Genomic DNA, 18,686 nt, shown 5'->3' on the forward strand with positions numbered 1-18,686 from the left:
TCTTGGTAACTTTGGAAGCGGCGGCTTAGCGGCAGCGGGCCTCGCCACGGTCGATCTCGCGGCCGAGCAGACCGCCCAGAACACCGCCGACCAACGTGCCGACTGTCCGGTCACCGCGTGTGTCGATTGTCCGGCCCAGCAGCGCGCCACCAGCAGCGCCGATGATGAGGCCGGTCGTGCCGTTGTCGCGCTCGCAATAATAGCGACCGTCGCGGCCCCGCCACACGCGGTCGTCACGGCTCACGCGGCGCGGTTCACGATAGCGGCCACGGTCATCGTAATAACGGCGATCATCGCGATAGCGGCGGTCATCGCGGCGATCGTAGCGCACGTCGTATCGATCGTGGTTGCGGTCATAGCCGTGGGCCGGAGCCCAGCGGGGCGGATCGGCCGCAGCGGGTGCGGCGGGGATCGTGAGGGCCGCAGCAGCCGTAGCCATGGCGGCGAGTGGGGTAAGCAAGGTCTTTTTCATGGCTCGATCCTTTCGTCGGTCCAGCATCGTGCTGGGTCGACGATCAATCTCGTTCAGCGTTCCCCAACCGGAGATGAACAGATCGTTGGGATGACAATTCAGGGCCGAGCTGTTGTCCCGCTGCGACAAACCGCGCCAAAAGCCGCGTCAGGCCGCCTCGCGATCGTTGCCCACATCGAGCCGCGCGCGCACCGTGGCCTTGCCGAGGTCGAGCCCATAGAGCTTCGCCGCATTGCCACCGACGATTCGGGCCACCTGCGCCGGGTCCATATGGCCCATGGTGCGATTGATGGTGGGCACCGAATTGGGCCAGATGCTGTCGGGGTGAGGGTAGTCGCTCGCCCAGAGCAGGTTGTCCGGCCCCCAGAAGTCGGTCAGCGCCATGGTCGTGGGGCTTTGCTGGAACGTGCCGTAGATCTGGCGCTTGAAGATTTCCGACGGCTTCATCTGGTGCGGAATGCCGCCCTTGTCATCCCAGTAGTCGGCGCATTCCCAGAGGCGGTGGTGGCGATAGTCCAGCTCTTCCACCACCCACGGCACCCAGCCAGCACCGCATTCAGCGATCACCAGCTTTACGCCCGGATGCCGCTCCAGCAGCCCCCAGGCGAAGAGATCGACGAACGGGTCGAGGAACTGCTCGATGAACATTTTGGCGTGGAGGAAGGTCGCGCCGGGCGAGCCTTTGTACTTGTCGAAAGCATCCCCCGCTTTGGGGAACACGGTGACATGGAATGACAGCACGATCCCGCTTTCCTCGAGCAGGCGGAACACCGGCTCCCACCGCTTGTCTTCGAGGCGGGGCTCGCACACGGCGATCTGCAGGTTGGCCTGCCGGCAGCCGCCCCTTTTCGCCAGCCGTTCCAGCTCGGCATGGGCCATCTCAGGCTGCGGCGGCAGCATGGCGACGCCGATCAGCCGGTCGGGCGCTTCGGCGCAATAGTCTTCGTAAAGCCAGTCGTTGTAGGCGGCATAGGCCTCGGCGGTGAACTCCGGGTCTTCCGACTTGATCGAGGTGACCGGGCCATAGACGACATGCGCCCACACCTTGTCTCGGTCCATATCGGCAAGGCGCAACTTGGGGTGGCCCGCGCGCAGTTCGGTGAGGTCTTCCACGCCGCCGCGATCGTAGGCGGTCAGCAGCGGCTTGGGGCCTTTGCGCTCGACCTTCTTGCCCGCCCAGAAACCCCAGCGGTTGCCGTCGGCGATCCAGCCCGCAGGGCCGTCTTCCGGAATGTCGACGCGCGGTGCGCGCTCGCCCCACTTTGCCGACATCCGGTCGGCCAGCACATTGGCGGGCAGCATATTGAGGTCGAGATGGTCGTCACAGCTGACGAGGGCGGTTTCGAGCATGAGGGGCAGCCTCTCTTGTTATGATAGTTAGCTTGCCAACAATCTTACAGGATCAGTGCTAGGCGTCCAGCCGCACCATGATCTTGCCGCGCAATTTATCGGCGAGCGGGGGGAGCTGTGTGATCTCGCGCAGAAGTTCCGGATCGGTAGGTTCGCTGGTTCCCCAAAGCGCTTCGAACAGGCGCGCCATGGTCCAGCCGGGCAGGCCTTCATGCTCCAGCCTCAGCATGTCTCCGGCCTGCGCGGTGCCTTCTTCGATCACGCGATAGAACCAGCCGCAGCGCCCGCTGGCGAGGATGGTCTTGACCATCTTCTTGGTGCCGAACCGATGCTCGATCTTCCAGCAGGGCTGGCGCGGTTGGCACACCTCGATCAGCGCGCTGCCGAGCCGGTAGCGGCTGCCGAGCAGCACATCGCCTTCGGTAATGCCGCGCACGGAGAGGTTGGAGCCGAACGCTCCGGGATTGTCGAGCAGCTCGTGATCGCCGATCTGATCGCGCCAGAACGCGTGGTGATCGCGCGGATAGAGGTGGACGGCCATATCCGGCCCGCCGTGGTGGACCGGATCGGCCTGCTCGTCACCGGCGACGCCGAGCCGGGTAATTGCCACCGGCCCATCGAGCGCCAGCTTGGCAATCGCGCTCAGGGTATCACCGCGAAAGCTCTGCCTGCGACCGGCGCACAGCGCCTCGACCTGCCATGTCATTGCCCGTTCCTTTGCACGGTCAGCGCGATCCATGGGCGCATGACCTTGTCCATCCCGCTGTCTTCATAGTCAGACACGTCAATAAGTTGCCAGTCGTGCCCCTCATAGAGCGCCATGAGCTCGTCGCGTGGCGGGAAGTTGTATAGCCGCCCGAGCGCATCGCGGTGTTCGCCGTCGCCCAGCTTGTAGTTCGCGAAAAACAGGCCGCCGGGTTTGAGTGCCTGCTCGATCCGCGCCAGCGCGTCGCCGAGCCCGACAATCGGCTGGTGGTGCAGCGAGGCATGGGCATAGACCGCATCATATTCGCCCACCGCCTCCAACTCGCCGAATTGCATCACACGGGCAGGGCGGCCGAGCTTTTCCTCCGCCAGCGCAGCCATCGCCGGAGTGCCGTCGGTGGCATCGACGCGAAAGCCGAGCGCTTCCATCCGTGCGCCATCGCGCCCGTCGCCGCAGCCCAATTCGAGCACCAGCGCACCGGGCGCAAGGCGAGGGAGGAAGCTGTCGAGAAAGCGTGAGTAGTCGTAAGGAAAAGCCTCGGACCACTCGCGCGCACGGGTTTGGTAGAAGGCCTGCGTGGCGGGATCGATTGCCGCCCGCGCGCTCATCCCTCGTTGGCTGCCTCGCTCGCGGCCTCGCGGTCGCGTTCGGCGCGGCTCTTCTTATGCGCGGCAGTCTTGAGCTGGCCGCAGGCGGCATCGATATCGCGCCCGCGCGGGGTGCGCACCGGGGCCGAAATCCCGCCTTCGAACACGATGTTCGAAAACGCGCGAATCCGCTCAGGGCTCGAACAATCGTAGGCCGCGCCGGGCCACGGGTTGAACGGGATCAGGTTGACCTTCGCGGGCAGCTTGTAGGCCTTCAGCAGCCGCACCAGCTCGCGTGCGTCCTCGTCGCTGTCGTTCTTGTCCTTCAGCATCACATATTCGAAAGTGATGCGGCGCGCGTTCGAGGCGCCGGGATAGTCGGCGCAGGCCTGAAGCAGCTCCTCGAGACCATACTTCTTGTTGATCGGTACGATCTCGTCGCGCACATCCTTGGTGACCGCGTGGAGCGAGACCGCGAGGTTCACCCCGATCTCCTCGCCGCAGCGCGCCATCATCGGCACCACGCCGCTGGTCGACAGCGTGATCCGCCGCTTGGACAGGGCGAGGCCATCGCCGTCCATCACCAGCGTGAGCGCCTGCTTAACATGGTCGAAGTTATAGAGCGGCTCGCCCATGCCCATCATCACGATGTTGGTGAGCAGCCGTCCATCGGCGGTATATTCGGCCTCGGTCTCTTCGTCGTCGAGCCCGGCCATGGTGGCGAGACGCGTATCGTTGGCACCCTTCGGCCATTCACTCAGCGCATCGCGCGCGAGCATGACCTGGCCGACGATCTCGCCCGGCGTCAGGTTGCGCACCAGCCGCATGGTGCCGGTGTGGCAGAAGCGGCAGTTGAGCGTGCAGCCCACCTGCGACGAGACGCAAAGAGTGCCGCGATCAGCATCGGGGATGAAGACCATCTCGAATTCGTGGCCATCGTCGGTTTGCAGCAGCCACTTGCGGGTGCCGTCCGAACTGACCTGCGCCTCCACCACGTTGGGGCGGCCGATCACGAACCGTTCGGCCAGCCAGGGGCGCATGGTCTTGGCGATATCTGTCATCGCTTCGAACTCGGTCACGCCGCGATGATAAAGCCAGTGGAACACCTGCTTGGCGCGCAACTTGGCCTGCTTCGCATCGAGCCCCGCCTCGGCGAACAGCTCGGCAATGCGCTTTTTCGGCAGGCCGATAAGGTCGACACGGCCATCGGGGCGCGGCGTGATGTCGCGCGCCACGGGAACGGGATCGATTGCACCGGCAATCGGCATGAGATCGGTATTGGACATGAGACTTCGCCATATAGTCGCGCAGAGCCGCCTTGGAAAGGAGCACGGGCTGTGCATCGCAAACCATCGTTCCAGCGGCCAGCCGTGTGGGTTCGGCGACAAGCGGCGGATCCTGTCAGAATGCGCGCCAAACCGCCTGAAACCCGCGCCCGGAAGAGGCCTGCGCGCGCGCAAAATCGCTCTTGCCAAGAGGTTCCGGCTGTTTGTCGCAGGTAAATCTCAGACTGGCGCTCATCTGTGTGGCTTTTTTGCAACGAAATTTTTGTTGTGTGAGGTTAATGGAACAGACCTGCATCGATACCCATTTCAGCAATCCACGCACATGCTTGGTGTGTGATGATTACGAAGTGGAGTAAGATTATGAATACCCAACGCGCACTTGTTATCGCCGGCATTTCGAGCATTGCGCTCGCGACGCCCGCCATGGCGCAGGACAATGAGGCTTTCACCGGCCCGCGCATTGAAGGGATCGTCGGTTACGACAGCACCCGTCCGGGCTCGAGCACCGATATCGACAATGTCGACGACGTCGACCAGTCGATCGACGACGTCGCCTATGGTGTCGGCATCGGATACGACTTCGCCATGGGTGGCGCGGTGCTTGGTGTCGAGGGTGAATGGCTCGAATCCGAGGCCAGCACTGACTACGACACGACCAATTTCGATGACTTTGGCGTGGCCAACATCGAAGCCGGGCGTGACCTCTATGTCGGCGTGCGCGCCGGTGTGCTCGCCACGCCCCGCACGCTCGTTTACGCCAAGGGTGGTTACACCAATGCCCGCATGAACGTGCTCGCGAGCGACAACACCACCGACGTCGGCACCGATGTGGACCTCGACGGCTGGCGCGTTGGCGCCGGTGTCGAGCAGGTCTTCGGCGAGAACTTCTACGGCAAGCTCGAGTACCGCTACTCGAACTACGAAGAAGGCGAGTTCGAAGCGCCGAGCGGCCTCGAGAGCGACCGTTTCGACGTCGATCTCGACCGTCACCAGGTGATGCTGGGTGTCGGCTATCGCTTCTAATCGCTCACGATAACATAGCCTAAACGGGGGCCGGGGGAGCGATCCTCCGGCCTCTTTTTATGCGGGCTCTCCGCTATCGCCCGGTGCAGCCTACGCTGGCAGCATCGACCGCGCTGGAGATGCCGGTGAGATCGTAGGTGTTGGTAAACAAGCGTCCATCCTTATCGCGTGTTCTCAGCACCATAGTGACGGCTCTTCGCATGGCGGCGACGATAGCGGCATCGTCGCTGGCGTTCTCGGCCCAGACATTGTTGGCGCTTCCGGTGAGCGTGAAGTTGTCGCGCCCGACCCGCAAGGTCACGCGCGCATCGGAGCCAATTTCGCGGCTCGTGCGGAAGTGGACCTGCCCGCGCACGCGCCGCGCCGGCCAGTTGGAGACGGTGGCAAAGGCGGCGAATTCGCTCTCGCCGCTAACGCGTGCAGGTACGGCGATGGCGTAGCAGCGCGGCCCTTCGTCGTCACGAAAGGTGCCCCATTGGCTATATATACCAAGGCTTTCGCGCGCCCAAAGCGGGGCCGACAGGGCAAGCAGGGCTAGGGCGCACAATCGCAGCATGGCGCCTGTCTATCCCATGCTTGGCCGGAACCCAAAACCGCTACGGAATCGTACCTGTCGATACCGGTTTTTCTGGTCAGAATTGGCGAATCATGGCAAAAGGTTCGCGCGGGAAAAGGCACCGGGTAACCTGGCCTGAAGGGTGCAATTGTCGCGCCCCAACATGGAAAGGCGCCGCCCGGAAGTCACCCCAGCGGCGAATGCTGCGATGACCTTGTTTGCCGATTACAATCTGCCCTTTGCGATCGCCTTCGGGGCGATGCTGCTGCTCTCGGTGATGCAACTCATCGGTGTGGGCGATTTGTTTGATCTCGACGCTGATCTCGACCTTGATGCTGACCTCGATACCGCTGCCGACTTCGACGGCGGGGCTTCGATCATGGGCGGCGTTACGACCCTGCTCGGGCTTGGCCGTGTGCCATTCCTGATCTGGCTGGTGATGCTCCTGTTCCTGTTCGCCAGCATCGGCACCGGGATACAGGCGCTCGCAAGAGATCTGCTCGGCGCACCGCTCGACGTGCTGCTGGCCGCGGTCATCGCCCTTGGCGCGAGCCTGCCGGCAACGGCCACGCTGGTGCGACCGCTGGGGCGCATCCTGCCGAATGACGAAACCACGGCGGTCGGGATCGAGAGCCTGGTGGGGCGGCGTGCCGTCATAACCACCGGGCAGGCCCGCACGGGCTATCCCGCCCGCGCGCGGGTCCGTGACCGGCACGGCCAGACGCATCATGTCATGGTCGAGCCGCACACGGCCGATAGTGTCATCACCGAGGGCGACGAGGTGCTGCTGGTGCGCCGCGAAGGGCAAACCTTCTTCGGCGTGGCGCTCACTGAGCGCAAGCTCGCCCCCATTACCTGATTTCGGCGCTTTTGCCGCGCCAACCCCGATTATACGAAAGAGAGAAAAGCCATGTTGGATACAGTTGTCTCTACCCCCCTTGTGCTGGGCGGCGGCCTCGTCGTCGCCGTCATCGCCTTCTTCATCTTCCTGACCAAGCTCTACAAGCGCGCCTCGAAGGAGATTGCCTTCGTGCGCACCGGTATGGGCGGCGAGAAGGTCGTCATGAATGGCGGCGCGCTGGTGCTGCCGGTGTTCAACGAGACCATGCCGGTCAACATGAACACGCTGGTGCTCAGCGTCGTGCGCCGCGATGGCGAGGCGCTCATCACGCTCGACCGCCTGCGGATCGACGTGAAGGCCGAGTTCTACGTGCGCGTGAAGCCCGATGCCGATGCCATCGCCATGGCCGCGCAGACGCTGGGCATGCGCACGATGCAGCCGGAAATGCTGAAGGACCTGGTCGAGGGCAAGTTCGTCGATGCTTTGCGTTCGGTGGCTGCCGGCATGACGATGAACGAGCTGCACGAGCAGCGCGCTGACTTCGTGCAGAAGGTGCAGCAGGTCTCTTCCAACGATCTGGCCATGAACGGGCTGGAGCTGGAATCGGTCTCGCTGACCGGGCTCGACCAGACCTCCATCGAGCACTTCAACGCCAACAACGCCTTCGACGCCGAGGGTCTGACCAAGCTGACAGAGCAGATCGAGGCGCGCAAGAAGCTGCGCAACGACATCGAGCAGGATACGCGCGTGCAGATCGAGACCAAGAACCTCGAAGCGAGCCAGCGCAGCTTCCAGATCAGCCGCGATCAGGAATTCGCCCGGCTTGAGCAGGAGCGCGAGGTCGAGGTGCGCCGTGCCGCGCAGTCGGCCGAGGTCGCCCGCGAGCAGGCCGAGCGCCAGCGCGAGGCCGATGCGGCGCGGATCGAGGCCAAGAAGCTCGTCGATGCGCAGCAGATCGAGGCCGACCGGCAGGTGGAAGAGGCGCGGATTGATCAGCAGCGCGCGCTCGAAATCGCCCGGCAGGAACAGCAGATCGCGGTCCAGAACAAGAGCCGCGAAGAAAGCCAGGCCAAGGCTGACGCTGACGAAGCCCGCGCCAAGGCCGTCGCAGCCGAAGAGCAGGTCGTGACCAGCCGCGAAAGCGAAGTGGCCGAGCGCCAGAAGAAGATCGAACTGATCGAGGCCGCCAAGATCGCCGAGCGCGATGCGATCAAGATCAAGGTCGAAGCCGAGGCCGAAAAAGACGCGGCGACCAACCGCGCGGCGGCCATCAAATTCGAAGCGCAGGGCGAAGCCGACGCCGAAAAGCTGCGCGCCGAGGCTGCGCGCGTGCGGTTCGAAGTCGAGGCTGCGGGCCAGCGGGCGATCAACGAGGCGGCAAACATCCTCTCGTCCGATCAGATCAGCCTGCAAACCAGGATGGCGCTGCTGAAGGTGCTGCCCGAGGTGATCCGCGAAAGCGCCAAGCCGATGGAAGCGATCGACAGCATCAAGATCGTGCAGGTCGATGGCCTTACGCAGGGCAAGGGCGCGGCCGGGTCTGGCACGGGCGGAGCTGCTGGTGCGAGCGGCAACCTGGCGACCGATGCCGTCAGCGCAGCGCTGGCCTATCGTGCGCAGGCACCGGTGCTCGATGGCCTGATGAAGGAACTGGGCCTTGATGGCAGCTCGCTCGGCGGACTGGCGGCAGGGGCGGTTCAGGCCGCAGAACCGCCAGTTCCGGCCGCGAACGACGCTCCCGCTGCCGCGAACGAACTGGACGAGAAAGAAAAAGACGCAGAGTGAGCGCCTAAAGGTCGTGTGATGTTGCAGTGCAGCATCACACGACCCATATAGCGATGATGACAGAGGCTTCTTCGCGCAGTTCTGCTCCGCCGCAGGTTCTCGTCTTGCAGGGCGGGGGCGCGCTCGGCGCCTATCAGGCGGGTGTGTTTGAGAGCCTTCATGCCGAAGGGCATCACCCGGACTGGGTCGCCGGCATTTCGATCGGCGCGATCAACTCGGCGATCATCGCCGGCAACACACGCGACGAGGCGCTCGGCAAGCTGCGGGCGTTCTGGGACCTTGTCAGCTCCGAACTCACCGCGATCGCGCCTGCCGACGGCGGCCCCGCACGGCGCTGGTTTAACGAGGCGTCGGCGGCACTGGTGGCCAGCGTCGGGGCGCCCGGCTTTTTCCGGCCGCGCCTGCCCGGATTTGTCGCGCCGACCGCGCTTTTTGACGGCACCAGCATTTACGACACCTCGCCTTTGCGGCGCACGCTCACCGAGCTGGTCGACTTCGACCTGCTTAACGAGGGGCCAATTCGCTTCAGTGTCGGCGCGGTCAACGTGCTGTCTGGCAACCTCACCTGGTTCGACAACCGCGAATGCCGCATTGGCCCCGAGCATATCATGGCCTCGGGCGCGCTACCGCCCGGTTTTCCGCCGGTCGAGGTCGATGGCCAGCCCTATTGGGACGGGGGGCTTGTTTCGAATACGCCGCTGCAATTCGTGATCGACGAGGAGGAGGGGACCGACATGACGATCTATCAGGTCGACCTGTTCCACACCCGCGGCGCGATTCCGGAGGACCTGTCGGACGTGAGCCAGCGCGAAAAGGATATTCGCTATTCGAGCCGCACCCGGCTCAACACAGACCTGTTGCAGCAGATCAAGCAGCTTCGGCTGGCCGCAAACCGGCTGGCCAGGAAACTGCCCGAAGAATGGGCAAAAGATCCTGACCTGTGCGAGCTGATTCGCCATCCCGAGCCGGGCGCGGTCTCTATCATGCACCTCATCAACCGTCGCGAGCTCTACGAGACCTTCTCGAAAGACTACGAATTCTCGCGCGCGACGGTAAACGAACACTGGCGCACGGGGGTGGAAGATGCTCGCCTCTCGCTTGAGCACCCTTGCTGGACCGGGCGAGACCCCAAGCGTCAGGGGATGATTACCTACGATTTGCGCAACCCCGAAGGGCCGCGTGTGCGCGATGCGATGGGAACCGAAGTGGCCAATGCCCGCAAGGGCGCACCGACGCCCTAGGATCATTGCGCGCGCCCTTCGCGACCAGCGAAACTTTTTGCCCTCCCGGCGATTAATCTCATGCCGTTAAGCGATGGTTTTTCTCTTCCCGTCTAAAGACCACTTTCGCAGGCACAGCAAAGGTGTAAGAGCGCCCCCACAATGACTCACGACAAGCGCGACAAAAGGGCGAAAGGTGGCTGGCGATCACTGCTGCCCGCCATGCCGCAGCGTGAGGAGATGGCTCGCAACCGCTGGCTTGCCCCGATTGCCCACCGGTTCCTCCACTCCGAGCTGTGGCGGTTCACGCGTCGGTCTGTTCCGCGCGGAGTCGCGCTGGGTCTGTTTGCGGCCTTCATCGTTCCCATAGGGCAGATTTTCCTCGCAGCTTTCCTGGCTTTGCCTGCGCGGGCGAATCTTCCGGTGGCGGCGCTCATCACCTTTGTCACCAATCCCTTTACCGTGCCGTTCTGGCTGGTGGTGGCGAACAAGGTCGGGCGTTTTGTGCTCAAGATCGATGCAGCGACATTCAATGCTGCCAGCCCAAGCCTTTCCGCCGGTGGATTTTGGGACAAGTTCGGCTGGTTCCTCGAAACCGCCGGGGTGACGGCCTTCGGGTTTGTCGTGCTGTCGGTGGTTAGCGCGGCGCTTGGTTATCTCATTGGCGGGTTCGTGTGGCGGTTCGTCGTTGCGCGCAAGTGGCACCGGCGACCAGCTCGATCAAAGCTGCTACATCCCGCCGAGTGAAGCACGCGCCGACGACACCTTATGAGGCAAGCAGCGCTCGGCTCGGTATCGAGCTGGCGATGTTGGTGCTCGCGCTAGTCGCAAGCGGGGGGCTGATCTACTGGGTAAGCGGGATGCCGTTGGTCGCGCTGGGCTTTGCCTGCGGGTTGGCGGCGATGATGCTGGCTGCGGCCATGGGCATGCGCGGGCAAAAGCCTGCGGTCGATGTTGAGGAGGCATCGCCGGACTGGTCGGTGACGCTTGCCGCCATGGATAGCGCGGGCGTCGCGGCGCAGGGCAGGGCCAGAGCGGCGATTGCCATTACCGACCGGGCCAACCGGATGGTCTGCGCCAATCCGGTGTTCGAACAGACCTTCGGCAGCCTTCACGCCCCGCCGCGTATGGTGCTCGATGGTGGCGGCGGCGAAGTGCTGTCGGCCATGGTGCGCGAGGCCTGGCGCGACGGAAAGGCTGCTGCGCGCGAGGTGTCCGATGGCGGACGCTGCTGGCGCGTAGGTGCGCGCCGGGCCGGGCGCGCCGATGAATACATGATCTGGTCGTTCGCGCCGATCGAGGAAGTCGATACGCTTGCCGAAATGGCCGCCTGGCTGCGCGGGCCGTTCGGGCATATGTTCGGCGATGCGGGACTGTGCCTCGCACTGGTGGGGCAGGAAGGGACGATCCTCGCCGCCAACAGGGAGATGGCCGCGCGCGCCTGTGGCGACGGCGCGGCAACGCTCGCGGGTCAGGAGTTCGCCGAGCTGTTGCGCAGCGACGACCGCGACCGCATCCACTTCGCGCGCGAGGGTCGCAAGGGATCGCCGCAGACGCTGTGGCAGGTTCCGCTCTCGCCTCCGGAGGCCGAACCTGCGCCGCTTGCGGGCACGGCCCCTGCCGAGGTCGAGCCTGCGTCGCTGATGCTCCTGATCGATGCCGGGATGGGGTTGGGCGGCACCGGCGGCGATGCCAAGGGGCAGGCGGGACAGCTCGAGGCGCTGCTCGAACAACTGCCGCTGGGGCTCGCGATGACCGACCGCGACGGGCGGTTCCTGTTCGCCAATCCCGCGTTCCGCCGTGCCGCCGGGCTCGATGCGCACAACCTGCCGCCCTATCCCTCCGACCTCGTGATCGCCCGCGACAAGACCGCGATGAGCGATGCCGTGCGCCGCTATGCGCAAGGCCCCGCGTCGAGCGGCGACATTGCCGTGCGGCTCTCGGTCGAGCCCGACGAACCGGCGAGCCTCGGGCTTGCGGGTGTGCGCGGGATGGGCGAGGCGGCGGTGCTGCTGAGCCTTGCCGACACCACCGAGGAGACGCGCCTGCGCCGCCAGGTTGCGCAGGCGACCAAGATGCAGGCGGTGGGCCAGCTCGCGGGCGGCGTCGCGCACGATTTCAACAACGTGCTGACCGCGATCATCGGCTATTGCGACCTCATGTTGCTGCGCCACACACCGGGCGATAGCGATTATGACGATATCCAGCAGATCAAGGCCAACTCGAACCGCGCCGCGAGCCTGACCCGCCAGTTGCTCGCCTTCTCGCGCCAGCAGACCTTGCAGCCCGAAGTGCTGCAATTGCCTGATGTGATGAGCGAGGTCACGCAGATGCTGAAGCGGCTGCTTGGCGCGAAGATCACGCTTGAGGTGCGGCACGATCGCAACCTTGGCGCCGTGCGCGCCGATCCGCGTCAGCTCGAACAGGTCATCATAAACCTCGCTGTGAATGCGCGCGACGCGATCCAGTCGAGCGGCGGGGGTGAGGGCGCGAGTGGGATGCTAACCTTCACCACCCGGCGAGTGGAGGCGCGCGATATCCGGCGCATGGGTTCTGAAATCATCCCTGCCGGGGAATATACTGCGCTGATCTGCGAGGATACCGGCGGCGGGATCGCTCCTGCGGTGATCGGGAAGATTTTCGAACCGTTCTTCACCACCAAGGACGTGGGCAAGGGCACCGGCCTGGGCCTGTCGACGGTCTATGGCATCGTCAAGCAGTCGGGCGGGTTTATCTTCGCCAGCAATGTGAAGGGGGCCGATGGCAAGCCTGTCGGCGCCCGGTTCACGATCTACCTGCCCGTGCACGAGGCGAGCGAGGAAGAGCTGAAGAAGACCGAAGCTGTCGAGGAAGCGCGCAACTGGGCAGGCGGCGGACGCATCCTGCTGGTCGAAGACGAAGACATGGTGCGCGCAGTGGCCGAACGCGCGCTGACGCGGCAGGGCTATGAGGTGACAACCGCCAGCGATGGCGACGAAGGCTTGGAAATCGTGCGCGGCGGTCAGCAGTTCGATCTCGTCGTATCCGACGTAGTGATGCCCGCGATGGACGGCCCAGCCATGGCGCTGGCGATCCGCGAAGTTGCGCCCGAGCTGCCGATCCTGTTCATGTCGGGCTATGCCGAGGCGCAGCTGCGTGACCAGATCGACATTGTCGCCATGCACTTCATTCCCAAGCCTTTCAGTGTGCAGCAGATCGCCGACAAGGTTGCCGAGGTGCTGACCACCAGCTCGCGCAGGAGCTGACCCTCGATCAAGCAGGCCGTTCAGCGCGCGCTCAGGCCGTGCTACCTCAATGTAAGCTTTACGAGAGGGAAGATTCGCCAGATGCTCAGCCACGCCCGCACCACCTTCGCTGCCTGCCTGCTCGCTGCCACTGCCGCGAGCGCCTCTGCGCAAGGCGACCCCAACGAGCCGAGCGCGCAGGGCGATCTTGCGGTTACGATCTACAACAACGGCCAGAGCCTGGTGCAGGACGTGCGCCAGCTCGATATCGCGCGCGGGCGCTCGACTGTGACCTTTCCCGATGTCTCGGCGATGATCCGGCCCGAGACACTGAGCTTCAACGCCGCCGACACCACGATCATCGAACAGAACTTCGACTTCGACCTGCTCACCCCGCAAAAGCTGATGGAAAAGGCCGTGGGTCAGGAGGTCACATTGATCCGCACCAATCCCGCCACCGGTGCGGAAACCCGCCAGCGTGCCGAGGTGCTCTCGACCGTGGGCGGGGTGGTGATCCGCGTGAACGGACAGGTCGAGGTGCTGCGCGACGATGGCCTGCCGGTGCGGGTGATCTTCGACCAGCTGCCACCGAACCTGCGGGCGCGGCCCACGCTGTCGGTGAATCTTGAAAGTTCGCGCGGCGGAACGCGGCCCGCGTCGATCCGCTATCTCACCCCCGGCCTCGGCTGGTCGAGCGACTATGTCGCGCTGTTCGACGAAGCGCGGGGCACGGTCGACATGCAGGGATGGGTGACGCTCACCAACACCACCGGCACCACCTTCACCAATGCCGACACACTGCTGGTGGCAGGCAATGTGGGCGGTGGCCGCAATGTGCGCCGCAGCGATATGGTGCGTCCGGGCACCCAGAACGCCGATCGCGAACGGCTGGGCGACTTCTATCTCTACCCGATCGAGGGCCGCACCACGATTGCGAACAATCAGACCAAGCAGGTCAGCTTCCTTGACGTGCAGGGCGTTCCCGCAAACCGCGTCTATTCGGCGGGCGCGGGCTGGCTGGCGACATGGGACGACTGGCAGAGCGTGTCTTCTGCGATCAGCTTCAATTCCTCGCGCGAAGGCGGGCTGGGCGATGCGCTGCCTGCCGGCACGGTGCGGTTCTACCAGCGCGATGCGAGTGGAAACCCGCAGTTCATTGGCGAGAATTCCATCGGCCACACCCCGATGGGCAGCGTGCTGTCTCTACGCACCGGCGATGCTTTCGACGTGTACAGCAAGGTCGAGGTCGAGCGCCGCGACAAGATCACCGCCGCCGACTATGAGCGCTCGGCGCGTTACCGCGTGATCGAGAATGGCGAGGTGACCCGCGAAGTCGAGGTCGACCGGGCGGTCGACTACTATCGCACCACGATGCGCTACAGCTTCACCAATGCGAAGAGCGAGCCGGTCACAGTCGAATTCCGCCAATCGGGGCTCGATCGCGGCTACTGGGCCAATGACTATCGCGTGGTCTCGGAAGATATCGCAGGCGAGCAGCTGAACGCCGATACCCGCCTCTACCGCGTGACCGTGCCCGCCAATGGCGAGCGCGTGGTCCGCGTGACTTACGAGACGAAGTACTAAGGGCGCGGGTGGTGCGCCTCAGAAGATCCAGCAATAAAACTCCCCTCCCGTTTACGGAAGGGGCAGCGAGACTTGGCAGCTTGCTGTCTAGTCGCAGCGGGGTGGGCCCTGCGGGCCCATTCCCACCCCCAGCCCCTCCCGTAAACGGGAGAGGAGCTGTTGCGCTCTTCACATTGGCCCTGTGCTTCTCCGCCCCCACCGCCGCGCAAGACCGCCCAACAATCGAAGCCTCCGCCCCCACCGAACAAGCCGTCACCATCTACCGCGACCCCAACCGCGCCCCCGGCGACCGGCTCGACCGCGACAACCCGCAAGGCTTCGCGATGATCTCCGAAGTCCGTACGGTCACGCTGCCACCGGGCGAATCGCGCATCCGCTTCACCGGCGTGGCCGAGGGGATGGTGGCGGTCTCGGCCATCGTCACGGGCCTTCCCGGCGGCACCATCGAGAAGAACCGCAATGCCGACCTCCTGAGCCCCGCCGCGCTGGTCGACGGGACGCTCGGCAACCGTGTCCGCATCACCCGCACCAATCCGGGCACCGGCGCGCAGACGAGCGAGAGTGCCGTGGTCCGCACCCGCGCCGATGGCGGCCTCGTCCTGCAAACCAGCGAGGGGTTCGAGCCGGTGCGCTGCTCGGGCCTGCCCGAAAGCCTTGCCTTCGATCGCATACCCGCGGGGCTCTCGTCCGAGCCAGTGTTCTCCATCGACACCCGCGATGCGAGCGGCGGCACCTACACGGTGACGTTGTCGTACCTCGCCTGGGGTTTCGACTGGGAGGCGAACTATGTCGCCACGCTCGTCGAAGCGGGCGCGCGCGAGGACGCGCGGTTAAGGCTGGTAAGCTGGCTGACGGTGCTCAACGACAACGGCCAGAGCTTCGAGAACGCCGAGCTTATGGCCGTCGCCGGCACGATCAACGTCGAGAGCGACTTCGAGGGTCTGGCAGAGCCTCCGCGTGCGCGTCCGCTGCGACTCACCTGCTATCCGATCGGCAGCACCGCTGCCGGGTCGCCAGAACTCTACTTCAATCCTCCCGCCCCTCCGCCTGCGCCCATGGTCATGTATGCGCCCGTCGCGATGCGCGCGCGCGCGGAGGCTGACGAGGAAATCGTCGTCACCGCGACGATGCGGGCGACCGAGGAAGATCTGGGCGACCTCAAGCTCTATCGCGTGCCTGAGCCGGTGACGGTTTCAGCCAAGGGCCTCAAGCAGATCGCCTTCCTCGACCGGCCTGAGGTCGAAGGGCGGATCGTCTATCGCGCCGACCAATGCGTACCGTGGACGCCCTTTCCGAGCCGCGAAGATCGGGCTGATTTCACTCCCGCCACGCTGATGCTGGTCACGAAGAACGACGAGGCGCACGGCCTCGGCGCGGCGCTGCCGCTCGGCAATATGGCGCTGTTCGAGCCGTCGCCGGCGGGCAACCTGCTGGTGAGCGAGCTGGACCTGCGAGACTATGCCGTGGGGCAGGATGTCGAGCTGGATATCGGCCAAAGTCCCCAGGTGTTCACGCAGTGCGCGCGGCTCGGCGCGGCCGAGCCCGATTCGTATGGCGAGCGCTGGATGCCGATGCGCGCGCGCGTCACCAATGCCAATCCGCATAGAGTGACCATGCGAATCATGCTCGGGCGGGAAGCCGGGTGGGACTATCGCTTCCCGCGTGAGCGCCTGCTGACGAAGAATGGCGCCCGCTATGTCGAGGTGCAGATCGCGGAAAATTCGACCACCGATTTCGACTGGCAGATGCGCTCGACCCTGCGCTGATCCTGCGTTTTGCGGTGCTAAGCAGGAAAAATGTAGGAAATTTTATGTTCCACTCTTGTTCTCATGGAACAAAGTGGGTACACCGGTCTCGTGGACGAAGGGCATGAGGCCCTAGCGACAGAGCGGAGACCGTGTCATGGCTACCCAATTGAAGCTGGTTGAAGAGGATCGCAAAACCGTGGACCGTCAGAAGGCGCTGGACGCCGCTCTCGCACAGATTGATCGCGCCTTTGGCAAGGGCTCCGCCATGAAGCTGGGGCAGAAGGAAGCCATGCAGGTGGAAGCGATTTCCACCGGCTCGCTCGGCCTCGATATTGCGCTGGGCGTGGGGGGCCTGCCCAAAGGCCGCGTGATCGAGGTTTATGGCCCGGAAAGCTCGGGTAAGACAACGCTCGCGCTGCACGTGATCGCCGAGGCGCAGAAGGGGGGCGGCACGGCGGCTTTCGTCGATGCCGAACATGCGCTCGATCCCGTCTATGCGAAGAAACTGGGCGTCGATATCGACGAGCTGATCGTGTCGCAGCCCGACACCGGCGAGCAGGCGCTGGAGATCGTGGACACGCTGGTGCGCTCGAATGCGATTGACGTGCTGGTGGTCGATTCGGTGGCTGCACTGGTGCCGCGCGCCGAGATCGAGGGCGAGATGGGCGACAGCCATGTCGGCCTGCAGGCCCGCCTGATGAGCCAGAGTCTGCGCAAGCTCACCGGTTCGATCAACCGTTCGAAGTGCATGGTGATCTTCATCAACCAGCTGCGCATGAAGATCGGCGTGATGTACGGCAACCCGGAAACGACGACCGGCGGTAACGCATTGAAATTCTATGCTTCTGTCCGCCTCGACATCCGCCGCACCGGGGCAATTAAAGACCGTGACGAGGTTACCGGTAACTCGACACGCGTGAAAGTGGTGAAGAACAAGGTGGCCCCGCCGTTCAAGCAGGTCGAGTTCGACATCATGTATGGCGAGGGCATTTCAAAGATCGGCGAGATCCTCGACCTCGGCGTGAAGGCCGGCGTGGTCGAGAAGGCGGGTTCGTGGTTCAGCTACGATAGCATCCGCATCGGCCAGGGCCGCGAGAACGCCAAAACTTACCTGAAGGAAAATCCCGAGATTTGCGACCAGATCGAAGCTGCGATTCGCAGCCAGACCGATGCGGTCGCCGAGGAGATGATGACGGGGCCGGACGCGGACTCCGACGACTGATCCTCAAGAAGGGTCGGGCAGCGATGACAGCAGCCCCCCTTGCGAACCGGAGCCGGCGCGAAGACACTTATACCGTGTCCGAGCGTCGGCTTCCTCGCATTCGCACTGGCCCGGACTTGAGCCATCGCGGTGTTTCGGTGCATGAGCTGCAATGACATCGAAACAGAACTGGCGAAACCGACCATCAAGCAGGGGGATGGCATATTGGACAAGACTGACTGGCAGGGAAGCCAAGGCGCAAGCTGGGCCGACAACTGGCGCCGGACCGACCGCAGCTTCGGCATTCTCACCGATCGTCTCCTTACCCGTTTACGTAGCCTGGAGTTTCGCGAGGTCCTCGATATCGGCTGCGGCGCTGGCGAGCTGTCACTGGCTGTCGCACGTAACCGTCCGGCCGTGCAGGTGTGCGGCCTCGACATCTCGCCGCACCTTGTCGAGGCGGCGCAGGCTCGCGGCGAGAGATTCGGTAATGTCACTTTCGTCTGCCACGACGCCTCCACCTGGAGGCCAGAAGATGCCTTCGCACCTGATCAACTGATCTCGCGTCATGGCGTGATGTTTTTCGGCGATCCTACGGCTGCCTTCGCCAACCTGGCTGCTGTTGCGGCTCCTTCGGCAAAGCTGTTGTTTTCGTGCTTTCGAGCGCCTTCGCTCAACCCTTTCATGACTGAGGTCGCGCGCCTGCTGCCGCAGCCGGCCCAATCAGATCCTCGCGCGCCTGGCCCCTTTGCCTTTGCTGATGCATCCTATGTCGAGCAGATACTTTCCGCCGCCGGGTGGACAGACATAACCTTCGCGCCTGTCGAGTTTCCGATGATCGTGGGCACAGGTGAAGACCCGGTGGCCGATGCGCGCGATTACTTCTGCACCATCGGCCCCGCTGCCAGGGCCCTTGGCGAGCTGGATCAAGATGAGCGCCAGACCTTCCTGACCAAGCTCGACGCGTTATCGGAGCGCAACTGTCGCGAAGGTATCGTTTCGCTGCCGGCTGCGGCCTGGCTGGTCTCCGCACAGCGTAGCTAGGAGGTCGGACTGGTGGTGTACGAGGCGCACGAGCCTGACCATTGTGCGCGTAACATGCT

The 18,686-nt window shown here is 64.3% G+C and carries 16 protein-coding genes; 10 read left to right on the plus strand and 6 right to left on the minus strand.

Annotated features, from left to right (window positions below; all coding sequences use genetic code 11):
- Positions 1–25: 25 nt before the first annotated feature.
- The 5 genes from ABDJ38_RS02230 to rlmN all read right to left on the minus strand — a co-directional run bounded on the left by ABDJ38_RS02230 (position 26) and on the right by rlmN (position 4,401).
- Complete coding sequence (locus ABDJ38_RS02230) at positions 26–472, minus strand: glycine zipper 2TM domain-containing protein (RefSeq protein ID WP_346783444.1); 447 nt, start codon at positions 470–472, stop codon at positions 26–28.
- 147 nt (positions 473–619) lie between these two features.
- On the minus strand, positions 620–1,822 hold the full coding sequence (locus tag ABDJ38_RS02235; protein ID WP_346783445.1) for an amidohydrolase family protein: 1,203 nt from the start codon (positions 1,820–1,822) through the stop codon (positions 620–622).
- 58 nt (positions 1,823–1,880) lie between these two features.
- A complete protein-coding gene (locus tag ABDJ38_RS02240) occupies positions 1,881–2,528 on the minus strand; it encodes an MOSC domain-containing protein (RefSeq protein ID WP_346783446.1) in 648 nt (215 codons plus the stop codon).
- Positions 2,525–3,136, minus strand: coding sequence for a class I SAM-dependent DNA methyltransferase (locus tag ABDJ38_RS02245; protein ID WP_346783447.1), 612 nt, complete (start codon positions 3,134–3,136; stop codon positions 2,525–2,527). The genes ABDJ38_RS02240 and ABDJ38_RS02245 overlap by 4 nt, the downstream gene beginning before the upstream one ends.
- Positions 3,133–4,401 carry a dual-specificity RNA methyltransferase RlmN gene (gene rlmN / locus ABDJ38_RS02250; RefSeq protein WP_346783448.1) on the minus strand — a complete coding sequence of 423 codons (1,269 nt, stop codon included), beginning with the start codon at positions 4,399–4,401 and terminating at the stop codon, positions 3,133–3,135. The genes ABDJ38_RS02245 and rlmN overlap by 4 nt, the downstream gene beginning before the upstream one ends.
- Before the next feature lie 360 nt (positions 4,402–4,761).
- Between rlmN and ABDJ38_RS02255 the strand changes: the two genes are divergently transcribed.
- Positions 4,762–5,424 (plus strand): outer membrane protein, encoded by a 663-nt coding sequence (locus ABDJ38_RS02255; RefSeq protein ID WP_346783449.1) that lies wholly within the window; start codon positions 4,762–4,764, stop codon positions 5,422–5,424.
- A 73-nt stretch (positions 5,425–5,497) separates the two neighbouring features.
- Here the strand turns inward: ABDJ38_RS02255 and ABDJ38_RS02260 are convergent, their stop codons facing one another.
- Positions 5,498–5,980 carry a hypothetical protein gene (locus ABDJ38_RS02260; RefSeq protein WP_346783450.1) on the minus strand — a complete coding sequence of 161 codons (483 nt, stop codon included), beginning with the start codon at positions 5,978–5,980 and terminating at the stop codon, positions 5,498–5,500.
- A gap of 208 nt (positions 5,981–6,188) precedes the next feature.
- Between ABDJ38_RS02260 and ABDJ38_RS02265 the strand changes: the two genes are divergently transcribed.
- The 9 genes from ABDJ38_RS02265 to ABDJ38_RS02305 all read left to right on the plus strand — a co-directional run bounded on the left by ABDJ38_RS02265 (position 6,189) and on the right by ABDJ38_RS02305 (position 18,627).
- On the plus strand, positions 6,189–6,839 hold the full coding sequence (locus tag ABDJ38_RS02265; protein ID WP_346783451.1) for a YqiJ family protein: 651 nt from the start codon (positions 6,189–6,191) through the stop codon (positions 6,837–6,839).
- 51 nt (positions 6,840–6,890) lie between these two features.
- Complete coding sequence (locus ABDJ38_RS02270) at positions 6,891–8,606, plus strand: flotillin family protein (protein WP_346783452.1); 1,716 nt, start codon at positions 6,891–6,893, stop codon at positions 8,604–8,606.
- Positions 8,607–8,659: 53 nt separating this feature from the next.
- Positions 8,660–9,847: a DUF3734 domain-containing protein gene (locus tag ABDJ38_RS02275; RefSeq protein ID WP_346783453.1), complete on the plus strand. Its 1,188-nt coding sequence runs from the start codon at positions 8,660–8,662 to the stop codon at positions 9,845–9,847.
- Positions 9,848–10,048: 201 nt separating this feature from the next.
- Positions 10,049–10,573: a DUF2062 domain-containing protein gene (locus ABDJ38_RS02280; protein ID WP_429771080.1), complete on the plus strand. Its 525-nt coding sequence runs from the start codon at positions 10,049–10,051 to the stop codon at positions 10,571–10,573.
- Between the two features lie 59 nt (positions 10,574–10,632).
- Positions 10,633–13,071, plus strand: a complete 2,439-nt coding sequence (locus tag ABDJ38_RS02285) for a hybrid sensor histidine kinase/response regulator (protein ID WP_429771081.1) — start codon at positions 10,633–10,635, stop codon at positions 13,069–13,071.
- Positions 13,072–13,152: 81 nt separating this feature from the next.
- Entirely contained in the window at positions 13,153–14,634 is a 1,482-nt protein-coding gene (locus tag ABDJ38_RS02290; protein ID WP_346783456.1) for a DUF4139 domain-containing protein, read from the plus strand.
- A 173-nt stretch (positions 14,635–14,807) separates the two neighbouring features.
- Positions 14,808–16,400: a DUF4139 domain-containing protein gene (locus ABDJ38_RS02295; protein WP_346783457.1), complete on the plus strand. Its 1,593-nt coding sequence runs from the start codon at positions 14,808–14,810 to the stop codon at positions 16,398–16,400.
- 136 nt (positions 16,401–16,536) lie between these two features.
- Positions 16,537–17,604, plus strand: coding sequence for a recombinase RecA (gene recA, locus ABDJ38_RS02300; RefSeq protein ID WP_346783458.1), 1,068 nt, complete (start codon positions 16,537–16,539; stop codon positions 17,602–17,604).
- Positions 17,605–17,808: 204 nt separating this feature from the next.
- Positions 17,809–18,627, plus strand: coding sequence for a methyltransferase domain-containing protein (locus ABDJ38_RS02305; RefSeq protein ID WP_346783459.1), 819 nt, complete (start codon positions 17,809–17,811; stop codon positions 18,625–18,627).
- The last annotated feature ends 59 nt before the right edge of the window (positions 18,628–18,686 follow it).

This window comes from Aurantiacibacter flavus, from assembly GCF_039710615.1.
Lineage (GTDB): Bacteria > Pseudomonadota > Alphaproteobacteria > Sphingomonadales > Sphingomonadaceae > Alteraurantiacibacter > Alteraurantiacibacter flavus.